This window comes from Ruegeria sp. HKCCE3926, assembly GCF_017872515.1.
GTDB lineage: Bacteria > Pseudomonadota > Alphaproteobacteria > Rhodobacterales > Rhodobacteraceae > Ruegeria.
In genome coordinates, this window is the sequence record NZ_JAEDOU010000002.1 from 44,239 (window position 1) to 65,756 (window position 21,518).

13 protein-coding genes are annotated in these 21,518 nt (G+C 53.6%); 8 read left to right on the forward strand and 5 right to left on the reverse strand.

Features of this window, described 5'->3' with window-relative positions:
- Positions 1 to 239 precede the first annotated feature (239 nt).
- From I9184_RS08485 to I9184_RS08495, 3 genes are read right to left on the reverse strand one after another with little or no spacing between them, the layout of a single operon-like run.
- Positions 240 to 1,289, reverse strand: coding sequence for a hypothetical protein (locus tag I9184_RS08485; RefSeq protein WP_209833796.1), 1,050 nt, complete (start codon positions 1,287 to 1,289; stop codon positions 240 to 242).
- A gap of 18 nt (positions 1,290 to 1,307) precedes the next feature.
- Positions 1,308 to 1,760, reverse strand: coding sequence for a hypothetical protein (locus I9184_RS08490; protein WP_209833798.1), 453 nt, complete (start codon positions 1,758 to 1,760; stop codon positions 1,308 to 1,310).
- 26 nt (positions 1,761 to 1,786) lie between these two features.
- Positions 1,787 to 2,404: a type VI secretion system-associated protein TagO gene (locus I9184_RS08495; RefSeq protein WP_209833800.1), complete on the reverse strand. Its 618-nt coding sequence runs from the start codon at positions 2,402 to 2,404 to the stop codon at positions 1,787 to 1,789.
- 76 nt (positions 2,405 to 2,480) lie between these two features.
- Between I9184_RS08495 and I9184_RS08500 the strand changes: the two genes are divergently transcribed.
- The gene (locus I9184_RS08500) at positions 2,481 to 3,065 is read left to right on the forward strand and encodes a hypothetical protein (protein ID WP_209833802.1); all 585 of its coding nucleotides are present in this window, start codon (positions 2,481 to 2,483) and stop codon (positions 3,063 to 3,065) included.
- A gap of 618 nt (positions 3,066 to 3,683) precedes the next feature.
- On the opposite strand, the gene I9184_RS08505 is transcribed toward I9184_RS08500, so the two are convergent.
- Positions 3,684 to 5,093 carry a hypothetical protein gene (locus I9184_RS08505; RefSeq protein WP_209833804.1) on the reverse strand — a complete coding sequence of 470 codons (1,410 nt, stop codon included), beginning with the start codon at positions 5,091 to 5,093 and terminating at the stop codon, positions 3,684 to 3,686.
- A gap of 435 nt (positions 5,094 to 5,528) precedes the next feature.
- On the opposite strand from I9184_RS08505, the gene I9184_RS08510 reads away from it, so the two are divergent.
- The 3 genes from I9184_RS08510 (at position 5,529) to I9184_RS08520 (ending at position 8,451) form a co-directional block, all read left to right on the forward strand.
- Positions 5,529 to 7,379, forward strand: a complete 1,851-nt coding sequence (locus I9184_RS08510) for a patatin-like phospholipase family protein (RefSeq protein ID WP_209833806.1) — start codon at positions 5,529 to 5,531, stop codon at positions 7,377 to 7,379.
- 521 nt (positions 7,380 to 7,900) lie between these two features.
- Complete coding sequence (locus I9184_RS08515; protein ID WP_209833808.1) at positions 7,901 to 8,302, forward strand: XRE family transcriptional regulator; 402 nt, start codon at positions 7,901 to 7,903, stop codon at positions 8,300 to 8,302.
- Positions 8,303 to 8,307: 5 nt separating this feature from the next.
- Positions 8,308 to 8,451 carry a hypothetical protein gene (locus I9184_RS08520; protein ID WP_209833810.1) on the forward strand — a complete coding sequence of 48 codons (144 nt, stop codon included), beginning with the start codon at positions 8,308 to 8,310 and terminating at the stop codon, positions 8,449 to 8,451.
- A 91-nt stretch (positions 8,452 to 8,542) separates the two neighbouring features.
- Here I9184_RS08520 and I9184_RS08525 read toward each other — a convergent pair whose 3' ends face one another.
- Positions 8,543 to 13,660 carry a RecQ family ATP-dependent DNA helicase gene (locus I9184_RS08525; protein ID WP_209834086.1) on the reverse strand — a complete coding sequence of 1,706 codons (5,118 nt, stop codon included), beginning with the start codon at positions 13,658 to 13,660 and terminating at the stop codon, positions 8,543 to 8,545.
- Between the two features lie 830 nt (positions 13,661 to 14,490).
- On the opposite strand from I9184_RS08525, the gene I9184_RS08530 reads away from it, so the two are divergent.
- From I9184_RS08530 to I9184_RS08545, 4 genes are all read left to right on the forward strand, one after another.
- Positions 14,491 to 15,378: a LysR family transcriptional regulator gene (locus tag I9184_RS08530; RefSeq protein ID WP_209833812.1), complete on the forward strand. Its 888-nt coding sequence runs from the start codon at positions 14,491 to 14,493 to the stop codon at positions 15,376 to 15,378.
- 106 nt (positions 15,379 to 15,484) lie between these two features.
- Positions 15,485 to 16,108, forward strand: a complete 624-nt coding sequence (wrbA, locus tag I9184_RS08535; protein WP_209833813.1) for an NAD(P)H:quinone oxidoreductase — start codon at positions 15,485 to 15,487, stop codon at positions 16,106 to 16,108.
- Positions 16,109 to 16,166: 58 nt separating this feature from the next.
- Entirely contained in the window at positions 16,167 to 17,066 is a 900-nt protein-coding gene (locus tag I9184_RS08540; RefSeq protein WP_209833814.1) for an EamA family transporter, read from the forward strand.
- A gap of 338 nt (positions 17,067 to 17,404) precedes the next feature.
- Positions 17,405 to 21,334, forward strand: coding sequence for a hypothetical protein (locus I9184_RS08545; RefSeq protein ID WP_209833815.1), 3,930 nt, complete (start codon positions 17,405 to 17,407; stop codon positions 21,332 to 21,334).
- The last annotated feature ends 184 nt before the right edge of the window (positions 21,335 to 21,518 follow it).

Sequence of the window (21,518 nt, forward strand, 5' to 3'; positions counted from 1 at the left end):
AACCTCCCAAAAATAGTTGTTAATTACCCCGAGTTGTCATCGGTTCACATTTGCCCACTTTGGTTGCATTTTTCGCGCTGAGACGCCCTTTTTTGCACAACATCGGGAACCGAACGTACTTCGTTTTCTGCAACGAATACGGTAATGCGTTTGCAGCAAGTCTCGCGGATGCAAGTTACATATGCCGAAATTACGGGATAGTTTGATAAGCTGAGAATTTTCTGAGGGCGATGTTGCTCTCATTCTATTACCTGATACCGCCCACCGCTTTCCCATTTAACAATATCCGTGTCTTTGGGCACTTCCATGTCGTAGTAGCTGTATTCGGACGCCTGCTTGATCCACTTGTATTGTGCGCGGGAAAATCTCAGCATCATGAGATTTTCCCGAATTTCCAAGTGGATTTGTTTGATGTTGGCGTTTCGCGCAAATGCGGCAGAGACGAATTCGACAGTTCGATACCCTGAGCCAATGGTCCGTGCGCTACCATCCGCCTCCCACAATTGTTGACGCATCGCAGGGCCGTATGCGTCTCGCATGGCGGGCAACATTTGGGCCTGTTTGCGAACCAATAGTTGACGGAACTTCTCGCGCTTCTGTTGGGCCTCGTCGTTCAATTCCAGCTTCCCACCTTCCTCGTACAGCAATGCCCAAGCCCCGATCAGCAATAGACCCGTATTGATGGTGGACACGTCGCTGGTGTATTTCGAAGCCTGCACGGTCGGAATTGAAACAATTTCCCGGTCTAATTGTTCAATATGCGTGCGGACTTTAGACTCTTGTTCAGCTTGTCGTTCTTGCGCGGCTTGCGCGGCTTGCGCGGCTCGCTCCGCCGCTTCGGCTTCGGCCTCAGACTTTCGCGCGGCCTCTGCTGCCTCTGCTTCGGCTTTCGCCGCTGCTTCGGCCTCAGCAGTCTTTGCTTGTTCCTGTGCGTAGCGTTCGGGAGCCAATTCTTTCAATTCAGAAAGCCACTTGGATTGATCACGGAATTCAAGCTCTGCCAAATAAGCAATTGGGTCCGTCGCACGTAAATCGTCTAAACGCTGTGTTTCAGACATGAGGCCAAGGGACGCCAATGCTGTCACCAGTCCAACGAAAAACGCGATGGATGCACTGAACGCTCGGTTGCCTAAATGTAATTGCGGCAGTGGCTTGAAAATCGCGACCAACGGCACCACGAGAAATGCCAAGCCAACCCAAACACCGACCTGCGGCGCAACTGTTGCGAGAATCATGCCCGCAATTGCTAGGGCAAAAACGATGCCCGCTCCTTTGAGAAACGCTTTCACTTCGGCGAACCTTTCCAATCAGGGTTTATAAAGCGAGAACACCCCGCCTTCGAACAAGTACCACGCGGACTTTCGTGCCTCGTTGGTAACGAACGGATACATCACACGCCGTTGAGCAGGGTTGCCTTCGCCTTCGCAGGTTATCCGGTGAACAAATAGAGTGTCGCTGCTGAGCGTCATTTCCTCGTGCAGGGGCAAAAACAACTCAAACTCGGGGTTAGCAAAAAATTCATCATTGTCATATCGGGTGTATGTCGAAGATTGCCCCGCATAGTCGCAGTTGTAGAACACACCTTCGGCAAAACCACGATTGAAGGTCTGGGACTGACCGATAACGTCTTGTGCGTCGATGAACCAAGCCTCACCCGTGAAGCCGACAACCGACCATTGGGTGTCAATGAAATCGGCATTGGCACTAGCTGGGAAAGAGGCACCAGCCAGCGCAATCATGTATTTCAAGATAGCATTCATCGAACAGTCTCTTTGCTTTGGTCGCGTTAAAGCCCCCATGAGCAAGATGATTCAGTTGATTGGAGGACGTCTCTGAGATCAGAAATATCGAAGCGAACGATTTGCGGAGGGTCTCGATACGGCAAAAAACGGAAAACGATTGAATCGTGATCAAGTAAGGTGTGGATTGCGCTTCTCGAACTACTTACGTCCCACCAACCAAATGCCTTGTCATCTGTTGAGGTGTATAGTTGTCGTGTGTAGGTGTCTTCCCCATCTATGCGAATTTGCACATCAATTTGCTCAGTCTTTCTGTCCGGAGGCGCATAGCATCCATGGGAGACAAAGACGTTTGTCTGGCCTTCAAGGCAGCGAACGAAAAGCGTTGGTGTATTGCGATAGCTGCACTGCAAAGGGTTCTCCGCCAGCGTCGAAACGTACACGTCAGTTTGATCCGTGAAATCAGACTTTGTTGATCTTACTTTCCAGTTTGACGACGGCGTCGGGTCACCTGTTGGTGAGCGGCCAAGCGCCTGATCATAGCAAGCCAACCGCGCTAAATCTTCGTCAATCGCAGTACAAGCGCCCGCGTTTTCTTGTCCAAAAGCTGCGGCTCCACAGATCACAACAGAGCTTGTCAGCGCCAGAAAGAAGTGCTTTCTCAAATCAAGTTTTCCCCATAAACAGAACACGTTCTGATTGAATCAACTTGCTGTGCTGTTAAAGTTAAAGGAAGACAAAATGAAGGCATTTTTGAGTGTATCCGCGTTGGCAACGATGTTTTTTTCAAGCAGTGCGTTGGCTCATCAATGCGGTTCGAATTATTGGCCGGGAACACTTCCAGAACATGAACCTAACTCGGTGGCCGTTTCTGATTTGGATGTTTTCTTGGCAACTTTCCCGGCGGCAGAGGGGATAAAGTTCAAAGTTGAAGCTAAACCCGGCGAGCTTTGGATAGATGTTCTGGAGTACCCTAGCGGTGTGACCGTCGCGGCTGCTTCGCGCATGCTTTTCATCATTGGGCGCATCGCAGATGGAGAATTTGGTTCACTGGTTCTGGCAGATACCAATGAAGGTATGTTTCAAATTTCGGAAAATGAAATCAGAGCTATCGGTTGTCAGTTTGTATGGGGAGTTGAAGGACGCGGTGAAAATCCAATTGCGCTCATACGCCAGTTTGCTGATGGGCTTACCTACTACGATAGCGGACGCCGAGTCGCTGCACCCTTCAATGGCTCCTTACTCGGCGACACCAGTAAAGCAATGGCTGTTCTAAACGAAGCCGTCAATCCTCAATGGGTACTGAGAACAGTAGAAATAAAATGACAGTCGCGGCACCTAAGGCTGCACTGCCGCATCCGCTCGGATTGCATCGCTCCAAGTTCGAAGAAATCCGCAAGTAGCGCGAGCTGGACGAAATGGGCTTTCCGGAAATGCGGAAACCTGAACCGGATGAAGAGGCGGAAGAATCTGAGCGCTAGGCGCTTTCCGTGTATACGACACGATCACGCCAAAGTTGAGCCGCAAAGCGCTCATAGTTACCAAAATTGCTAAGTATTTTGGAGGCTTAAGTGAGAAAAGCTATCGCAGCAATTTTGCTGACTTCGACGGTTACAGCGTGCACTGAACCAGTAATTCAGACTGGTGCAAGCTACTCGGCAGTAGCGCCAGATCAGGTCAAAGTGTCATTCGCCGACACGCCGAACTGTGAGAATGCGCAGGAAATAGGTCTTATTCCGCAGGTTGGGTCGAATAAATATTCTCAGACAAGAGCTATCAACGAAATCAAACGGCAAGCTGGATCACGAGGCGCTAACTTGGTGTTACTTCAAACACGGGCGACGAGCCTCTTAGGTGACATGCTCATTGACGCAGAGATGTACCGCTGCCTGTAATTCAGCCTTGCTAAAACGCAAGGGCGGGCTAGCGCCCGCCCTAACCAGTTCACCTGATCGACAAAGCATCCCCTAACGCGGCTTCAATATCAGGTCGATGCATACTGTAGTGCTTTTTCAACACATCTTCCGTAGTGTTTACCGCCTCGGCAATGATGTTGAACGGCACGCCTGCGCGGACCATGTGTGTGATCGCTGTGCGCTTCATCGTGTGGTGGGAAACAGGCTTTTTGACGCCAGCTTCCTTGGCGACTTCGGCCAGACCTTTCTTCAAACTCTTCACGGGTTTTCCATTGTAGGAAATCACGTACGGCTGTTCCCGATCACCGCCAAAGAGCAAGTAATTCATCAAGCGCCAGTTTTGGCCTATCGGGATCGCAGGGCGTCGCTTGTTTCCACTGCCTGCACCGAAGTCGATATAGGCCCCACTGACGTTTTCGCCCGTTTCATAGTTCAAAGGCGAATTCCCATACTCCAACAACGCAGACTTGCGAGGTATTGCCGCATTGCCGTCCGCGTCATGGGCAACGCTACCGCGAATTTCGCTGGCCCTCTTTAAGACCGGCTCAGGAATGTAAACCTGATCCCATGTCAAAGAGAGGATTGCTTCTTTCCTTGCGCCCGTAGCGTATGCGATCAGCAGAAACGCTTCCAAGTGAGACCGGTCGCGTTCCCGGTCAACTTCTTTTCCGTTAACGAAGATGGGCTTGGGTTCGCATGCGGCAATCATCCGTTCCAGCTCTTCCGCAGTCAGCCATACCTTGGTTTCGCGGACCGGCTCACCTTCCTTGATGGAGAAGTCCGGCGGATAGCTGGTGTAGCGGTTCTTGCGTGCGCGCGTTAGCGCGGCACGAAGCACACGCAGGTCCTTGCAAGCAGTGTTACGGCTCGTCTTGCCGAACTGACCTTCCGACTTTTGGTGTGCGGTCCACCGTGGTTTCTCCATGCGCCATTCAATGTATTCATCCACTGTGTCCTGTACGATTTCATCCCAGAACAGATGTCCGAGATGTTCTTTCAGTGGTGCCACGTTTGCGGCCATTGGGCCTGACGTGGACTCTGCTTTTTCCCGGCAGATGTAGTCGTAATACTGATCAACCACCCACGTGATTGTCGGTCGGGTAGGTATTTCCGGTTTTGCTAGCTCTTGGATGAATACGGTGTGCGCCGCCTCTGCCCCGACTTGGAACTTAGTGCCGTGGGATTTCCGGCGCGTCTTGCCGTCTTCCATCCATACAGATTCCCAATATCCGTCCTTGCGACGGCGCAGACGTGGCGCATCAGGATCGACCGCGTCAGCGGTTGCGACCGGGTCAAACTCGGATAGCTTTTTCTCCGCCTCCGTTTGATCTTTGGTACCTGTAGCCTTGCGCTTCTTCTTGCCCGTAGTGGGATCGTCATAGACGATTTCCCAGTAAGAATCAGACCGTTGGCGCACATATGGGACAGGGTTCTTCATAAGAACATCCTCGCGATTTTGTGCAGCTCGTGCAAGATTGCACCAGTTGCAAGTTTCAATTTTCGCGTAAGTTCTTGATTTTGTTGGTCGGAGTGAGAGGATTCGAACCTCCGACCCCTGCCTCCCGAAGATCGGTGTAGAGAGCCAAGCTATTGATTTTTGGTCAAAAGAGCTCTGTTTTTCGGGCGCCATCTCCAATTAAACCAGCCAAGTTCAGGTCCGGCAGGTTCATTGAACCTAAGAGCACTGTCTACCCGCACCACTCCAAAAACATCCTGCTCGAGTTGAGAGTAACGCTTTCACATCAATTCATCACATTTGTCCGAATGCACAAGGAACAAACTCGAATACTCAGAGGACCCGAAAAGTGTGGCTCTTTTCTTTGGAGTCCAGAATTAAAAATTTCATCCGTTGAGGCACAACGTCAAGAGTCACGTGAAACTCTGGTTTCCTGCTAAGCTTGAATCGCGTATCAGCTTGGTTGTTGCGAGCTCATTGAACTCAACCCGAACATTATTGCGTAAGATTGAAGGAATTCGAGATTTGAGGACTTACTGTGTTTTCGAAGGTGGCGGCGCCAAAGGATATGCCCATATCGGAGTTCTTCGCGCAATTGAAGCGGAAGACTTTGATATTAAGGGTTATGCTGGAACTTCGGCTGGAGCGATTGTCGCAACTCTCGCTTGTGTCGGCTACAGTTCCTCCGAACTGGTTGATCCAACTAGTCGGTCGCATTTGTTGCATCAGGTCGTCGGCGAGGGCTCTAGACCTTTCAAATTACTCGGCCCCGGTGGTTGGTTGATTAGGCTTTTGGCTGGTGGCAGCTGGACAGCTGCCGTTGTTGCTTTCCTGTTATATTGGATGAGTTTGCCTCTGGTGGTTGTGGTTTTGCTTTTGTGGGTCTTCCTTTTCTGCATATTGAAGCTGACTTCGATACTTCCGGTCATTGGTAGTTGGATTGGAGAGCCCGCTCGTCCTTCATGGGGAACCATTCGTGCCTATTGGGCTAAGGCGAGAGACTGTGTTGAACGGCGTGTCTCGGGTTATGTTTTGTGGGTTAAAGGGTTCTTAGTCTTTGTATTTTATTTCTGCTTGTTTCAGGCAACAGGTCTCTCCAATACGAAATCTGCGAAAAGCGCCCTTGAGGCTGCAATTGAAGCGAAGCTACCTGGGTTTGGTCACGCAACATTTGAAGAACTTAAGTCGATTACAGGAAAGGAGCTGCGAATTGTGGCTGCGAACATTTCTACGCGACGCCTAAAACTGTTTTCGGCGGAAGAGACACCAGATGTAATTGTCTCCGAAGCCGTTTCTGCATCAATAGCTATACCTGGGGTGTTTTCGCCGGTTGAAATCGAAGTTCCGCGGGGAGCGTTGGGAACAACTGAGAAATGTTTGTTTGTGGATGGGGGCATTGTCTCTAATTTGCCCGCTTGGGTTTTCGACGACGAGAGACTGATCGATCGAGAGGCTATTACAATTCTGTCCGAGATCGTAGACGCTCCAGCGAAATCTCCAAAGAAGAACTTCTTTAGCATTTTGGCTCCAATTGCTCGAACATCAGTCTTTGGTGCCTCGCGATTGAATGTCCGGAGTATTGGTAGAACTTTGCCTTTGTCTCTGCCTATCGAACGAGACATATTTGATTTTGAGCCGGCTTGGACGGCTCTTGGGCAAGAATTGGATGATGTTCAAAACATAGCATCCATTGTGTTCAATGATGATCGAGCTATCGATTCATGGCTTGAGGCATTACAAGCCTATCTGGATGAAGTTTGCAAAAACCACGGGCTCTCAGATGGGCGCGTAAGAGCAGCGCTTGCAACTGCTTCTAGGGCCGAACCCTATGTTCTGGAGTATGCCGATGATGTGATTCAGCTAAGATTCTGCCAAGGATACGATGCGGACTCCGACTATCGACAGGCTCTTTCCTTCGAGCGTTCACTTCTTGGAGAAACATTTCGTGAAGAATACGAGCGTCGCACTGACAAATTTGGTTCGAGTGACACCGCGCCCCAAGGATATTTTGTTTCAAGAGAGAGTTTTCCAGACGGTGTGATCTCTAACGACCCACGAGACGTTCGTATGGTTTCTCAAATACCTCCGAGCTTGAAATGGTGGATATTCATACCGCTGAGAATATTGAATCCTTCGTTTCCCTACATAGATATAGCTCTGTGCTTTGACGGTAGCTATTCTTTTTCAAGTAGCGAAACGAGAAACGCAGTTTTGCAATCTATCCTCGACTATGCTATTGAAACAATACCGGCTGAGATGTCGGGCTGAGAGAGGCAATCTTTTTATGGTTAAAAATCAGAAACTTAGAGGGGTGGGCGTAGCTGTTGCTTCACCTAGCGAAAAGCGTGTGAAAGCGCGGGGGGAGGCCCAAAAGGTGCGCGAAGAGCTTCGTGTGTATATGGCCGACCGTTCTGATCGTCTTGCGAAGCTCGATGAGAATTCGCGCGCGCGGTTCACTGCTCGTCGCCCAGCAGCAATTTTATCTACTCAGTAGGCCTTTCGTTTATTGAGCTTTCCGGTGCTCGTTCAGCGAAAAATGACCGTTTCATACAAATCTTCCGGCAAAATGAGCGTCTAGTTAAATGAGGGACGTATTGATAGCGGTGGAGAGACTAAAGCGAAATTGAAAACCCCACTTAATTGAGTGCTATTCATAGATTTTGCAGTTCCAAGAGCACTTGAAACACGCGGGCAATTCGCGACCATAGATTCCGCTGCAAATCCCCATCCAGATCGTCGCTATAACGAAAACATGCAGCACACGTTGTATGGCTTTTGAGAGGATAGCGATGACAAATAAACCGTATGGAAACACCCGGATGGCGAAGTATGTCGAACGGAGGGTGCTCGAACTGAAACCTACGAAGAGCCAAGCCGAGATCGCGACGCAGGTGGGATACGTCAACCCGAACATGATCACGATGATCAAGCAGGGTAGTTCCAAGGTAGCATTGGATCGCGTCCCGGCTTTGGCTGTTGCTCTGGAAGCGGATCCTGCTTTCGTGATGCAGCTTGCCCTGGAGCAGGCGATTGGCCGGACGGCTGCCGAGGCAGTCGTCGAGGTGTTCGGTGAACCCGTCACTGCAAACGAAGTTGGTTGGTTGCAGGCGATCCGTAAGGCTTCCAGCAACACCGACCCCAGGCTGACCAGCAGGTCACAGGCCGCGATCAACGCGATTTTCGGGAGATAAGATCCATGTGTGATAAGAATGACGATCTGACACCTAACGAACGCGCCTGGCTGCACTTCCTGCGCGATGTTAGCAATGACAGCGACCCGGGCATTACCCTGCGCCGGGCGCAGCTATTGCGGCGCCTATGCGAGCTTTGGAGAGCCTGATGGAATTGCGTAGTAGGCAGGCGGGGAGGAATGGTTGAAGTGCTATGCCTCGCTGGATCCCGCTGGAAACATAAAAATTGTGGGTGATGTTTTAGTTAACGGCCACAAACACGAGTTCTGGCAAAACCACCTCCCATGCATCGCGGCGGAGCGTATGGTGGAAAGCTTCACCTGAGTCCTCTTTTCTCCATTTAAGGATGGCGGCGATTTCCCCCCTCTCAAACCGGGTATTTGGCGGCGGTGCGAAGGATTTGGACATGCGGCTCAGCACTTGCCCTTTTTCGTCGTGTAGCAACCAGCGGTCGCCGTCCTTTACCAATAACACTGCATCGCCGACGCGTGCCGCATTAACAGCACTCAGAGAGGAATGGCCTGGATGCAGGCGTCCAGCATAGGAAAGATCAACCATCCGCGCCTCAGCAGCCTGAAAAAAGCGACGGGGACCAGGCAACGCGTTCATGTCAGGCGTCACGCTACGGGTGATAACTGAAGGTGCTCCTGATGGTAGGTATTCATGGTTGTCGTTGCTCATTACTACAAGGCTGCGGCGGGCACGTGTCATAGCGACATAGAACAGTCGACGGGGTGCGTCCTGATCTTCGGACCGCGAGGGCCGCTCCCACCCGCCATCGAGTATAACTACATCGTCAAATTCCAGGCCTTTTGCGCGGTGGGCCGTCAGCAGCTTTAACCCTCTTTGTTCATCCCAGCTATCACGGGACCATTCCGCGAACCATTCGACAATGTCTGGGACGGGCAGGCTGCGCGACCCAATCTCGCGTGCCAGTAGGCCCAGTCCTTCACCAATACGATCGGTCCAGCGCGAATGCGAAAGTGTGTTCAGCACTTCGGTCAACTGATTGATCGAGTAAAGCTCTGCGGGTGTCTCGCGTAGGGCTTTGACAAATGCCTGCATCTCGCGCATCCGCCATAGGCTAGGTATGTTTTCGTTAGCCATTTCAACCGGTATTCCGAGGTTTTCAGCAAAATCGCGCACCGGTATCAGCTTTCGCCAATCGCGCGAGATAATCGCGGCGCGTGACCATGTCCAATCGGGGTCGAGATGAGAGAGGCGGATCAACTCGTCTAGTGCGGCCATAGCCTGCTCTTCATTACCAGCGGGGCACTCAAGGATCTGCACACGGCCCTGAGCTACTGGATCCAATTTGGCCAGAGATCCACCGGCGTCAGCCTTCGTCCGGGCCTGATCTACGGTAATATCATGGCCAAGTTTCATACGCGCGGCGGCCCCTGCGATCACGGCGTTGGCGGTGGCGACGATATGACCGGTAGAGCGGTAGTTCTCGGTTAAGAAAACCGGTTTTGCGGCGTAGTCCTGTTCAAACTGGCGGATGTAGCGGATCGATGCACCGGAGAAAGCATAAATATTCTGGTCGTCATCACCCACGGCAAAGAGACTGAGCCGCAGATCGGGATCATCCAGAGTTCTCCCTGCCACAGCAGCGATCAGCGCGTATTCATCTGGACCGATATCCTGATATTCATCCACTAAAATCCAGCGATACCCCTGTATCAGTGATTCACGCAGCGCCTCGGCCTCTTGCTTGCTTAGACTGTCACCTCGTAGCAGTGCCGCAGCCTTTTGCAATAGACCTTTGAAATCGGGGACGTCGGTTGTTTGAATGCCAGCGAAACTAGCTCCGACCAGGCGCATAGCCAGTGAATGCACCGTTGAGACGGTTACAAAGGTTGAGTCATCTCCAACTAACCGGCGCAGGCGTTCACGTATTTCAGCGGCCGCGTGACGGTTGTAGGTCAGCACGAGGATGCCGCGGGGATCCTCGCGTTTGATGCGCAGCAGATAAGCGATGCGATGAACCAGGACTCGCGTTTTGCCCGAGCCTGGACCTGCCAGCACAAGGACGTTGGTTTGTTCCCGGTTGTCACGCACAATTTTTTGCTGCACCGGATTGCCCAGGTTGTCGACAATTGCCTTATAGGTGGCGCCAGTGGCCTGGCGCCGGAATTCGGTCCCGCGCCCCGGCATCCATCGGCGCATGAAGGCTTCTTGCTCCAGCACGAAATAGTCGTCGGCCAAGCGCTGCGCTGTCTCAATGTTTTCCAGTCCTTTTTCCGCGTAGGCTGCCATCACATGGGTTTGGATGGTCTGTTCGTCATAGTGTTCCTCGAGTGGAGCGAAATGCTGGACGGTGAAACCACCGCCTTTGGAGCCAAGACGCACCGTCATGGCAGGGCGAAAGATGGACAGTCCGCGTCCCAGCGTAACCACCTGCTGTTCATGCATCCACAAAAGTGCTCGGTCCATTAAGCGGTTTGGATCTTTGATGCTGGTGCGCAAAAGCGTGTCGCCGGTAATTGTGGACAGCATCGCTCCCAGAGTGGTCTCGACCTGAATGTCCTTGCCGTGTGTGCTTTTCGGCACCAGGGTCAGAAGATGCGCCAGCAGGCGTTGCGCGCCCTGATGGCGCAAATCTGCGGTTTGAGCGACAAAGCGCCAAGACTGTTGAAGTCGCACAAGGATGCTACCGCGCACTGATTTACGCAGAGAAAGGTTGCCACGCCCTCCCTCCGTGTCACGTCCATCCTGTGCCATCCCGCGCAGCAGGGTCTCCACCTGATCCGGACGCACCTCGCCATGGCCGCGCTGTCGCAATTCCTGACAGGCAATGGAGAGGTTGAGCGGAATCGGTTCAGCCTGATCGGCATCTGGGGCCATTTCGCGCATCACGGCGATTAGGTCTTCTTCTAGTCGCGCGGCCCGATCCAGGCGGGCTTGCGATGCATCGGTCACGCCATAGTGCACAAAAATGGTTATGTTGGTGTCGTCGCTGGCAATTCCGATCGCCTCCAGATCGGTCAGCGCTTTGCGCAGTTCGGCGGAGGAGAGCCCGCTAGCTCCGGCTAATTCGTCGGTAGAAACTCCTTCTCCCACCGGGGTGTTAACGATATGGCGCACGATTGCCAGCAGTTGTTTGCGCCGAGTGCCCGAGATTTCTACCTTTTCCAGCAAAGCGGCTGCGGTATCCACATCGCGCACGAGTAGGGAAGCAGGGAAGACTTGCACACTGTTTTCTTCGCGCCGCAACAAGCTAGCTTCCTCCAGCCAAGAAATAGCGGTCTTTACGCGCGTGTCTTCAGTGTTGTTATCACGCAAGAATTCAAAGTCTTTTTCTTCTCGCACAATCTCGCCCGGAGTGGCGACGATCTTACCTTCGTCTCGAGTGCGCACATCCAACCGACGTAGTGCTTTAAGGATGGCACCTATTTCATGCCTCGCAAGGCGGGAACGGGCCGAAAGGCTGAATTGGCGTTCCACATCCTCAGTGTTGAACAATAACACGCAGCTGGCGGGGTCGCGGTCGCGTCCTGCGCGTCCTGCCTCTTGTAAGTAGTTCTCTAATGAGCCAGGCACGTCGCCGTGGACTACGAGGCGGATGTCAGGTTTGTCGATGCCCATGCCAAATGCGTTGGTCGCAGCAATTACGCGCAATTCGCCCGTCCGGAATTGCTCCTGGATCTCGTGCTTTTCTTCGGGAGGTAGGCCAGCGTGGAAACGTTCGGCGCTCACGCCCTGCTGTTTTAGGAATTCGGCCACGCGTTCTGTCGCGCCTCGAGTCGCGCAATAAACCACGGCTCCGGAGACGCCGGAGGCGGGCAAGCCCTGCTCGATCGCGTTCAGAATATCTGCGAGTTTCGTCGCGCGCTGGGTTTCACGCACCGAAAAGGAAAGGTTTGTGCGCGAGGCGCCACCGTCAAGCAAGATCAGATCCTGATCCAGTCGTGTTTTGAAATGCTCTCTTATGTCACGCACTACCTCGGGTTTGGCAGTGGCAGTAAGGCAAAGTATCGGAGCGAGGGCATCGCCGGAGTTTTCTTTGATGAACCGGCTGACGTAGCGGTAGTCGGGCCTGAAATCATGGCCCCATTTTGAGATGCAATGTGCTTCGTCTAGCACCCAAAGGCCAATTTCGCGTTGTGTCAGAGCGCCGCGAACTGACTTGTTGCGAAGCTGTTCGGGTGAAATCATCAAGATCGCAGCATCACCCATGCGCACTTTGGCCAGAGCGTCGTGACGTTCAGGCAGCGACAGAAGACCATTGATCGTGACAGCCGAGGAGATCCCGGCTCTCGCCAGGCCCTGCACCTGATCGGCCATGAGTGCGACAAGCGGTGAGATAACGACGGTCAGCGCACCGGTCTTGTCGAACCGTGAAAGGGCTGGAATCTGATAGCAGACCGACTTGCCGGTTCCGGTCGGCAGGATGCCCAGAACGCTTTTGCCTGCCATTGCCTCGGCCACAATGCGTTCCTGTAGGGACCGACCAAATTCGTCCATGGGTTCGGGTCTGAAGGACGGAAAGCCGAACCAGCGGTCTAGCGCCTGTTTGGGATCGTTGTGTTCGACGCACCATTGACAAGAGTCATCATTGCAAGCGGCCTCTCGCAAGTGGCGCACAATCAATGAAGCCTCACGGAATTGCATTCGAACCCAGGGAGGCATGACGCTGTCGCCGCCAGCAACAGAAATCCACGACAAGGCATAGGCCAAAGGCCAGGCAAGGTTCGGGTTTTCCATCCGGCTAAGAGTCTGTTCGAGTCGATGCAAGCAGACTTGTCCAGCCAAAACGCGGCGAACGGCGTCAAAAGCTTCTTGTTTATTGGGTCTGCCAGTGCCACGCACAGCAGTAAAAAGTGCGTCAAACCCTCCGCTGCGTGGGGGGCTTGTGGCAAGGAAATGATAGGCTGTCAGCGCATCTGGGGTCGTGGTGTTTAGCTTGGTGAACGCCTCGATCTGGTTTTGCAGAACCTCGAAGACCAGACGTGCATCCATTTCGGGATCGTTGACATGACCCGATTGCAACCGTCCGTCGTGATAGTGTTTGACTAAATGGTGATAGGGGTTGCGCGGGAAGGCCAAAGGATTGAGCCAGAGTGTGTCGATTGGTGCCTCTGACAAGGCGGCAAAGCGGGGCGCAGCAGCGGCCAGGTGGGGCAGGTCGTGGTGCAAGATGTTGTGGCCGATGACACTGTCGAAACCTTTAAAATATGTGTCGAGTTGCGACAGTGCTGAGGTGGAGCTGCTTCTTTCAACTAGAGCTGGTCGGGAGTTATCGTTCGTTGTGGCAGCGAATGCGAATATCCGAGCGGATTTAGGATCCACTTCCAGGTCAATCGATACACAGCGCTCAAGAAAGCGCGAAATGTCCACCTGACCGTTCGTTATCATTGCTCGCCAAATTTTCTCTTTTAGTGTCTTCTTGATAGCTAACGGATTACAGACAAAAGAGAAGGTGCGTTTCAAATTGCTCTTCGCAATGTGGATTCCCCGCACTCCTCAATGGTTGCATAAGGTTGACAAAGGTTTACGTCGCGACGGCCGGGATCGGCGAAATGTAAACCTTTCTCCCTTCAAAACAGCCGATTTCGGGCCAAAAGGTTTACACTAAGTTTACATTAAGTTGACAGATCCGGACCGAAATCAGGTTTTTACGACCAAAATGTAAACCTTTGAACCAAAGAAACCCAACAAATCATGGCCTTCTGAAGACAACGCATCCCAACACAGGCCAGAAAAGCACGCGCAGCGACGAAACACAGGCCAGACGATCCAGACACACATATGAGAGCGGACGTAACTCAGGCCTGCTCACAACGCTCCTGAGAGAGAACCACATTGAGAGCGTAAGCGCAGGTGTATGCCAGGCAGTGTATTGAGCTACTCCGGAGAGAAGAAACCGACGATTGCTAATAATGTGGGAATAGTCGTGAATAGTGAGCTGCGCCGTATTGAGGCTGACTGCGCCAAGGTATGCAAAGTAGTGCTAGGTCAGCCCTATAAGCTGGTTGTCTAATAGAGAGGCTGGTGATGGGGAGATTGTAAGGAGGAGCTCTGAAAACCGAGAGCTACTCCCGAGCTCTGGATCATAGGTGGGATGGATGCTCCCCAAACAGAATTGAACTGGATCAGTTCAACCTGAAAGAATGTGAGTTTGGGCATGTCATAGAGCCGATCTATCGCGTAACACGTCAAAAGCAGCTTTTTCGAAGGGTCATAACTTGGACAAACTGTCAGTCATGCAAGCTTTTCGCCGCATCGTTGAACGCGGCAGCTTTGCCCGCGCGGCGGAAGACCTTGGTGTTTCTCCTGCGCTTCTCAGCAGAGAAATCAAGCTTCTGGAAGAAAGTCTGGGAACCGTCCTCCTCACCAGAACGACCCGATCTATGTCACTGACTGACACCGGCAGTCTCTATTACCAAGATGCAATTGGAATTCTCGACGCGGTCGAAAAAACGGAACAGACCATCAGGGAAGGTTCAAAAGCGGTGCGTGGGCACCTTCGGGTAAATGCATCAAGTTCCTTCGGCCAAACCGTTATAGCACCAATGCTTCCAGAGTTTTTGGAATCCTATCCTGATCTGCGATTTACTCTTTCGATGGACGATAAAGTGGTCGACATGGTCGAGGGCGGGTTCGATCTATCGATACGAATCCGAGCCGCGATGCCGGATTCGGCCCTTGTCGCCCGACGGATTGGTGTGATGCGACAACGGATATATGCGTCGCCAGACTATTTGGAGATACATGGAACACCGGCCCAGCCTGCGGATCTGAAGAACCACGCGATCATCGGCTTTTTGCTTGCAGATCATTTGACGAGTTGGAAGCTCTCGGCCGCCGACGGCGTCACATCATTGGAACTTGATCCGCGTGTGAGGGTTGGCAACAGCCTCGTTTTGCGCGATCTGCTGATAGCGGGGCAGGGTATTGGAACTCTGCCCGAGTTCGTTTCTGATGCTCCTGAAGTCAGCGGGGCCCTGGTGAGAGTTCTTCCTGACCACGAACTGCCTGCGCCGGAAGTATTCGCCGTTACAGCATCTCGCTTAGGAATGGATGCAAAGGTCACAGCCTTTCTTGATCATCTGCGTCTGGCTCTCAGGTCCTGACATTATTCAATACAGGTAAAGGGTGATGTCAAAGAGCGCGACTTAATTGGCGGCGCAACAAATTCCATTCTCTCAGGGAACAAGTCGCAGCCCTGAGAGGTATCCTATGTCACGTATTCTCGTTCTCTACTATTCAAGCTATGGCCACGTCCGCACATTGGCCGATGCAGAAGCTGAAGGCGCCAGAAGTGTTCCCGGCACTGAAGTTGACGTTCGACGTGTGCCCGAAACCGTCCCTGAGGAGGTCCGTCAGCAGGCTGGCTATGTCGTAGATGATACTCCTGCCGCCTTGCCGACAGATCTGGAAAACTATGATGCAATAATTTTAGGAACACCGACCCGATTTGGCATGATGGCTGGCCAAATGAAGTCCTTCCTTGACCAGGCCGGAGGGCTTTGGGCCAGGAATGCACTGGTTGGTAAGGTCGGAGCGGTCTTTGCATCAACAGGTTCGCAACATGGCGGGCACGAGGCCACCCTTCTGACAACGCAAGTCCCTCTTCAACACTTTGGGATGCTGATTGCCGGAATGCCCTACACATTTGCTGGCCAGACTACATCAGAAGATATCATTGGCGGCGCGCCATATGGTGCCGGAACGATCGCCGGTGCTGATGGTTCCCGCACACCTACCGAATTTGACCTGGCCGGAGCGCGATTCCAGGGCGCTCATGTTGCAAGGATTGCAGCGTGCCTCGTTGGATCAAACCTCAATGCGGAAGCAGCGTAACCCGCGCGCCTCTGACGTCTCACTCAAATTCTCAAACGCCTCAGCCGGGAGACATACTATGTCACGCTCAACCGATATTCTTCTCACTTCCCTCGCCCCAGCGGTATGGGGAAGCACTTATCTGGTAACTACGGAAGCGCTCCCGGCTGGCTATCCTATTACCCTGGCTGCTTTACGAGCTCTGCCTGCTGGCTTGTTGTTGCTCGCAGTGACACGCTGCGTTCCACCACGCGAATGGCTTGGTCGAACTTTCGTCTTAGGCAGCCTCAATTTCGCTCTGTTCTGGGTGCTCCTCTTCGTTGCTGCGTATAGGTTACCCGGTGGTGTGGCCGCCACCCTGGGATCGTTGCAAGCAATGATCGTGATTTTGATGGCGTGGGGATGGTTGGGAACCCCAATCCGACTTGGTGCGCTCGGCGCCGCAGCGACTGGCGTAATGGGTGTGTCTCTGCTGCTGATCGGACCAGAAGCACAGCTTGATTGGATCGGTATAGCAGCGGGTTTGGGAGGAGCCGCGTCAATGGCTGCTGGCACTGTTCTCAGCAGGAAATGGCAACCTCCGGTTTCGGCGCTGAGTTTCACTGCGTGGCAATTAACAGCCGGTGGTTTGATACTACTGCCAGTCGCTCTGTTTCTTGAGCCGCCTCTCCCTGCGCTCAGCGCAACAAATGTCGCCGGCCTGATTTGGCTTGGGTTGATCGGTGCTGCAGCAACCTATGCTCTTTGGTTTCGTGGCATAGCGCGCCTGGACCCCAGTGCAGTTTCGATGCTCGGCATGATGAGTCCTATTACAGCTGTCGTGCTGGGCTGGATCTGGCTAGGCCAATCCCTGTCTTTAGTCCAGTTCATTGGTGCAGTGATCGTCCTTGGCTCGGTTTGGGCAGGACAGAGAGCAAACCGATCACAACTCCGGCAAGAAAAAAGATCAAACCGGAGGCACACCTCGGTCGTTGCCTGACCGTCGACGGGAAATTGGCTTACTGTGATCGACCTCAATAATGTGGCTACAAGCACTCGTTATGTCTGCCGTTCGTCGAGGGCGTAGATTACGGGCCGGTGCAAGTTCTCAAACTAAGAACGGACGCGTTCTTGATGCTCGTAACTCGATGTCAAATCTCGTCCCACTTTGGGTCCTCTTTACGGATCCTCCCGCTCAACTTTCGGCTGTCTCTTCCGGGCGAATAGGTCTATTTTTCAAATCCCTGCGCCGACTCACCTTCGTGCACAGCGCGGAATTGAGGACAAGTCATCTTGGAACGCTTTCACATACCACGCAGGCTCCGCATTGGAGACAAGATGCTGCCGGAAACGGCCCTTTTGACGGAGCCGGGCATTGCGATCGTTCTCGCCGAGCCAGGCGCGGGAAAAACGGATTTGCTCGACAGCGTGGCCAATCGGCTTGGCGGCGCGCGTGTTCGTGCCAGTGTCGTCCGGCCATCAGCGCGTGACACGACTCTGATCGTCGACGCTTTCGATGAAGTGGCCCGGGTTGGCGATGCTCGGGTTCACGACATCCTCCACAGGATACGAGATTCCAATCCGGATCGTGTCCTCCTTTCAAGCCGCTCAGGAGAATGGGAGGACTCTCGAACGCGGCTTATCAGCGATCTCTTCGGGAAAGAACTGCAAGTCGCTTATCTCGTTCCGCTGGATGGTTGCGAACAACGGCGTCTGTTCGAACACCTCCATCCCCGAAGATCTTTCGATGAGTTCCATGCAGATATTCACAGATTCGAGCTCCACCACATTCTGGGTAACCCTGAATTTCTGCGCCTTTTCGCTAGCGCCCATGATGAAGCCGACGGGCGGCTCACTTCCCGCGGCGATGTTTTTACACTTGCTATTGAGAACCTCGCTCGCGAATCCAACCCGGACGTGTTGTCGAAGGGGGCACCAACGAGGCGAGAGAAAATAATATGGGCAAACGAGATCTTCTCCAAGCTCCTGCTGTCAGGCGTAGACGGAGTAGCGTTGGGGGATATCGCAGAGGATGATCTCCACCCGCAGATGGAATCGATCGGGCTGACGGGTGAAGAGCCGCTCTCTGTCCTCGGCACGAGGCTGTTCCGGCCGGGAACGGCTGCTAATCATCATGAGCCTGTGCATAGAATTGTGGCCGAGTATGGGGCCGCACAGTATATCGTCAGTCGCATCAATGATCCGACTTGCCGTCTGACAGTTTCCCAGTGTCTTGCCTTGATCGCGCCGAACGGAGTGGTGCGGGACGACCTACGTGGTTTAACGGGTTGGATGGCTGCCCTTGGTTCCGAGAGCCTCCAGAATGCAGCGATCGAACTTGACCCCTACGCCGTTCTGTCAAATGGCGACCCTTCGCGTCTGACCTCAGCATCTCGGAACCGGCTCCTCGATGCCTTGGCTCGTTTAAACGAAGACGACCCGTATTTCCGACGCAGCGATCGCTGGCGATCCTTCAGTGTAACTGGGTTCTTCACACCTGATGTCATCCAAGCCGTTCGGCCGATACTTGCAGATCCAGGGGTTGGGCACCTTCGGCAGTTGTTACTCGAGCTCCTTGTCGGGTCGCCTGCAGTCAGGGAGCTGCGCCCGGACCTTGAGGCGATCCTCCTTGAAGAACAAGCGAATGTCGGACCACGTATGGACGCATTGTCCTGTTTACTCAGCGACGAAACATACGAGCCGGCGGGAGCCCTTCAGCAACTCGTCGACATGGGCACGAACAACGCGCTCCGTCTGGCATCTGAATTTCTGATGCACATGATGGACGCGGCTCCTTATGACGGGCTACTTAGGTTTCTCGAGGCAGCCACGGAGCTCTATCCTACGGACCGAACTGACCGTTCACGTGTCATTGAAGAACGCTACTTTCTGAAGCGCCTAATACGGAAAATCCCCAACGACCAGACAGTCCGCCTGCTGGACGGTTTGACTGAAGGTTTACACTGCACCTGTCGGGAAGATAGGCACCGTTGCCATTGTCGCGACGGAATTAGCAAGATTGTAGGCTTGCTTCTCGACAACTATTTCGAGCGCGTCTCTGGCCCACACGATCCAGACAGGGTCTGGGAGTGGGTTCGAAATTTGCATTTCCACGGGGTTCTAGGGTCGGAGCTAAGCCGGTCAATAGCCGTGCTCCAATCCGATGATACATTGCGCCGTGCGTTGCAGGAGCGTGCCTTCGCTGGGTTAGTGACACGAGAAGAAATACAAAACGCCTTCTACGAAACTTTCATGAACCACGGACATTCCGGACTGCATCTCTGCAATGGCGACGCACGCCACCTAATCGACCACGCTTACCAAACGGACAACTCGGCGCTCTGGATTCAGCTCGCACCGGCACATGACTATTTCGGCAATCGCCAGCTCAAAGGGCCGGACGAATTGCGCAAGCATTGCCGTGAACAGGCAGGCAAAAAGCCTGCATTGATGCGAGAATGGACCAGGATGAACCGCCTCAGGAGGGCAGGCTGGGAGGAAGGCCGCATCCGTCGCTCCCGGTTCGACGCGCGGCGCCGCCGTCAAAAACTACGGGTGACTGAGGCCAACACCGCTTACTTCCATGCCCATCGCTCAGCGGTAGAGCGCGGAGAAATTGTGGGGTGGACCCAGCGCGTCGCAAGAGCGTATCTAATTCAACCGGACTTGCTCCCCGACGTGACCCACGGCCTGTTCGATCCGGAAGTTGTTCTGCGGAGAAGCCTTCAGGCGCTGGGGGACCGTTGTCCTTCCATCGAGGAAGTCAGTGAAGGCCAAAAAAGGGAATGGGTGCAGATATTTCTTGCCGGCGCAGTTGCCGAGTTCCGCGCTACCAGGACCTTGGCGGAGGTGAAGCCAGAAATTCTACGCGTGATTTTTACCGATACCGGCGGCTACAATACTTTCGCCGAAGGGGAAGAGGATGAGTTTCTTGCTGAGATTCGGCGGTGGGTTCTCCTCACGGCCGATGAAGCCGCGACCTTCGCTCGCGAGTATCTCGAACCGTCTCTCGCGGTATCAACAGGACGGTCCAACCTTCATCTTCTTAACCGTGAACCTGCGCTAAACGACCTGCGTGCATCGCTGCCGCTCGAGTGGCTACATCGTTTCCCTGAACTCCCTGTCCAGACCCTGGAAACCCTGTTCGACATGGCGGCCCGTTTCGGCGATCGCGACGCCTTGATTTCATTGGTCCGTGAAAGATGCATCTCTCTCGACGAGGGCATGCTCCCACATCGATGGGAAGAACAGCGTCCTTTCTGGTTCCCGCGCGATTTCTGGGTCGCGACAGAGATTAACCCGAGTGTCTGGGCATACATGGCACGGAACCCGGACTTCATTTTCTGGCTTGCCGATCGCCGAGATCGCGGTGGGCAAGGTGACGAGATATGGGCTCGATTGTCGGCGCCTAAGGTCGAGCGGATTCTCATGGCATATCTGCCTCACTGGCCCGTTGTTCCTCTGCCGTCGAGTTGGGGCACCGGAAGCCCCAGGGGCGAGACAGCATACCGCTATCTCCGTGACCTTGTCTGGCAGATCGGCCGAGATGAGCCGAATGTTGCTCTGCCTGTTGTTGAGAGATTGCTCGCTGAAGAGATCACGGCGCCGTCCCACAACGATCTTCGCAGCATTCGAGCGGATCTTCGTCGCAAAGCCGCATTGACCCCCCGCCGTCCGGGACCGGCCGAGATCGCAGCTTCTTTGGACGGTGGCCCTCCCGCCAGCGTCGAGCAACTGCGTGCTCTGATGTTAGAGCTGCTCGAGGAATTGCAGAAAGACATCCGCGCCGGCGACAGTGGGGTGATTGATCAATTCTTCAATGGGGCGAACCGGCTCGACGAAGTGGGCGCGATGTTTCGGGTTTCTGCGTGGCTAAAGCCGCGCCTGCATTCCTTCGACATCCACGACGTCGTAGAGCATCAACTGGGCGCTCGTAATCGGTGTGACCTCACAGCGACGCGAATGGTGAGAGGGCAAGCACGAATGCTCGTAATCGAGGGCAAGGGACAGTGGCACCGAGATCTCATGTCCGCAGCTGCTTCTCAACTCGCAGATCGCTACTCCATGCACCAACACGCCGACGAACAGGGTATCTACTTAGTCATCTGGTATGGGGCGGAATGTCCTGTCGCTGGGCTGGAGCGCCACGAATATGCTTCCGCCTCCGAACTCCAAGCCGCGATCTGCGAACACCTCCCAAATGAGCTGCGAGGACGCATCGATGTATTTGTGCTTGACGTGTCGCGCGCTGGAGCTGTGAGCACGTGAGCCTCACGCAGTTGAAAGGATCAACCTTAGTTATTGGCTCTGTTTTGGCGGTCAAAGAGTAAACCGAATGGACAATTCAGGTTTAAATAAACGGCGATCAGCAACAGCCGAGTCCGCCTGATAGGTGGTTTTCTGTCGACAATCTTCCATTCGCGCAAGTGGGTGAGGAACGGCTAGAAGTTTC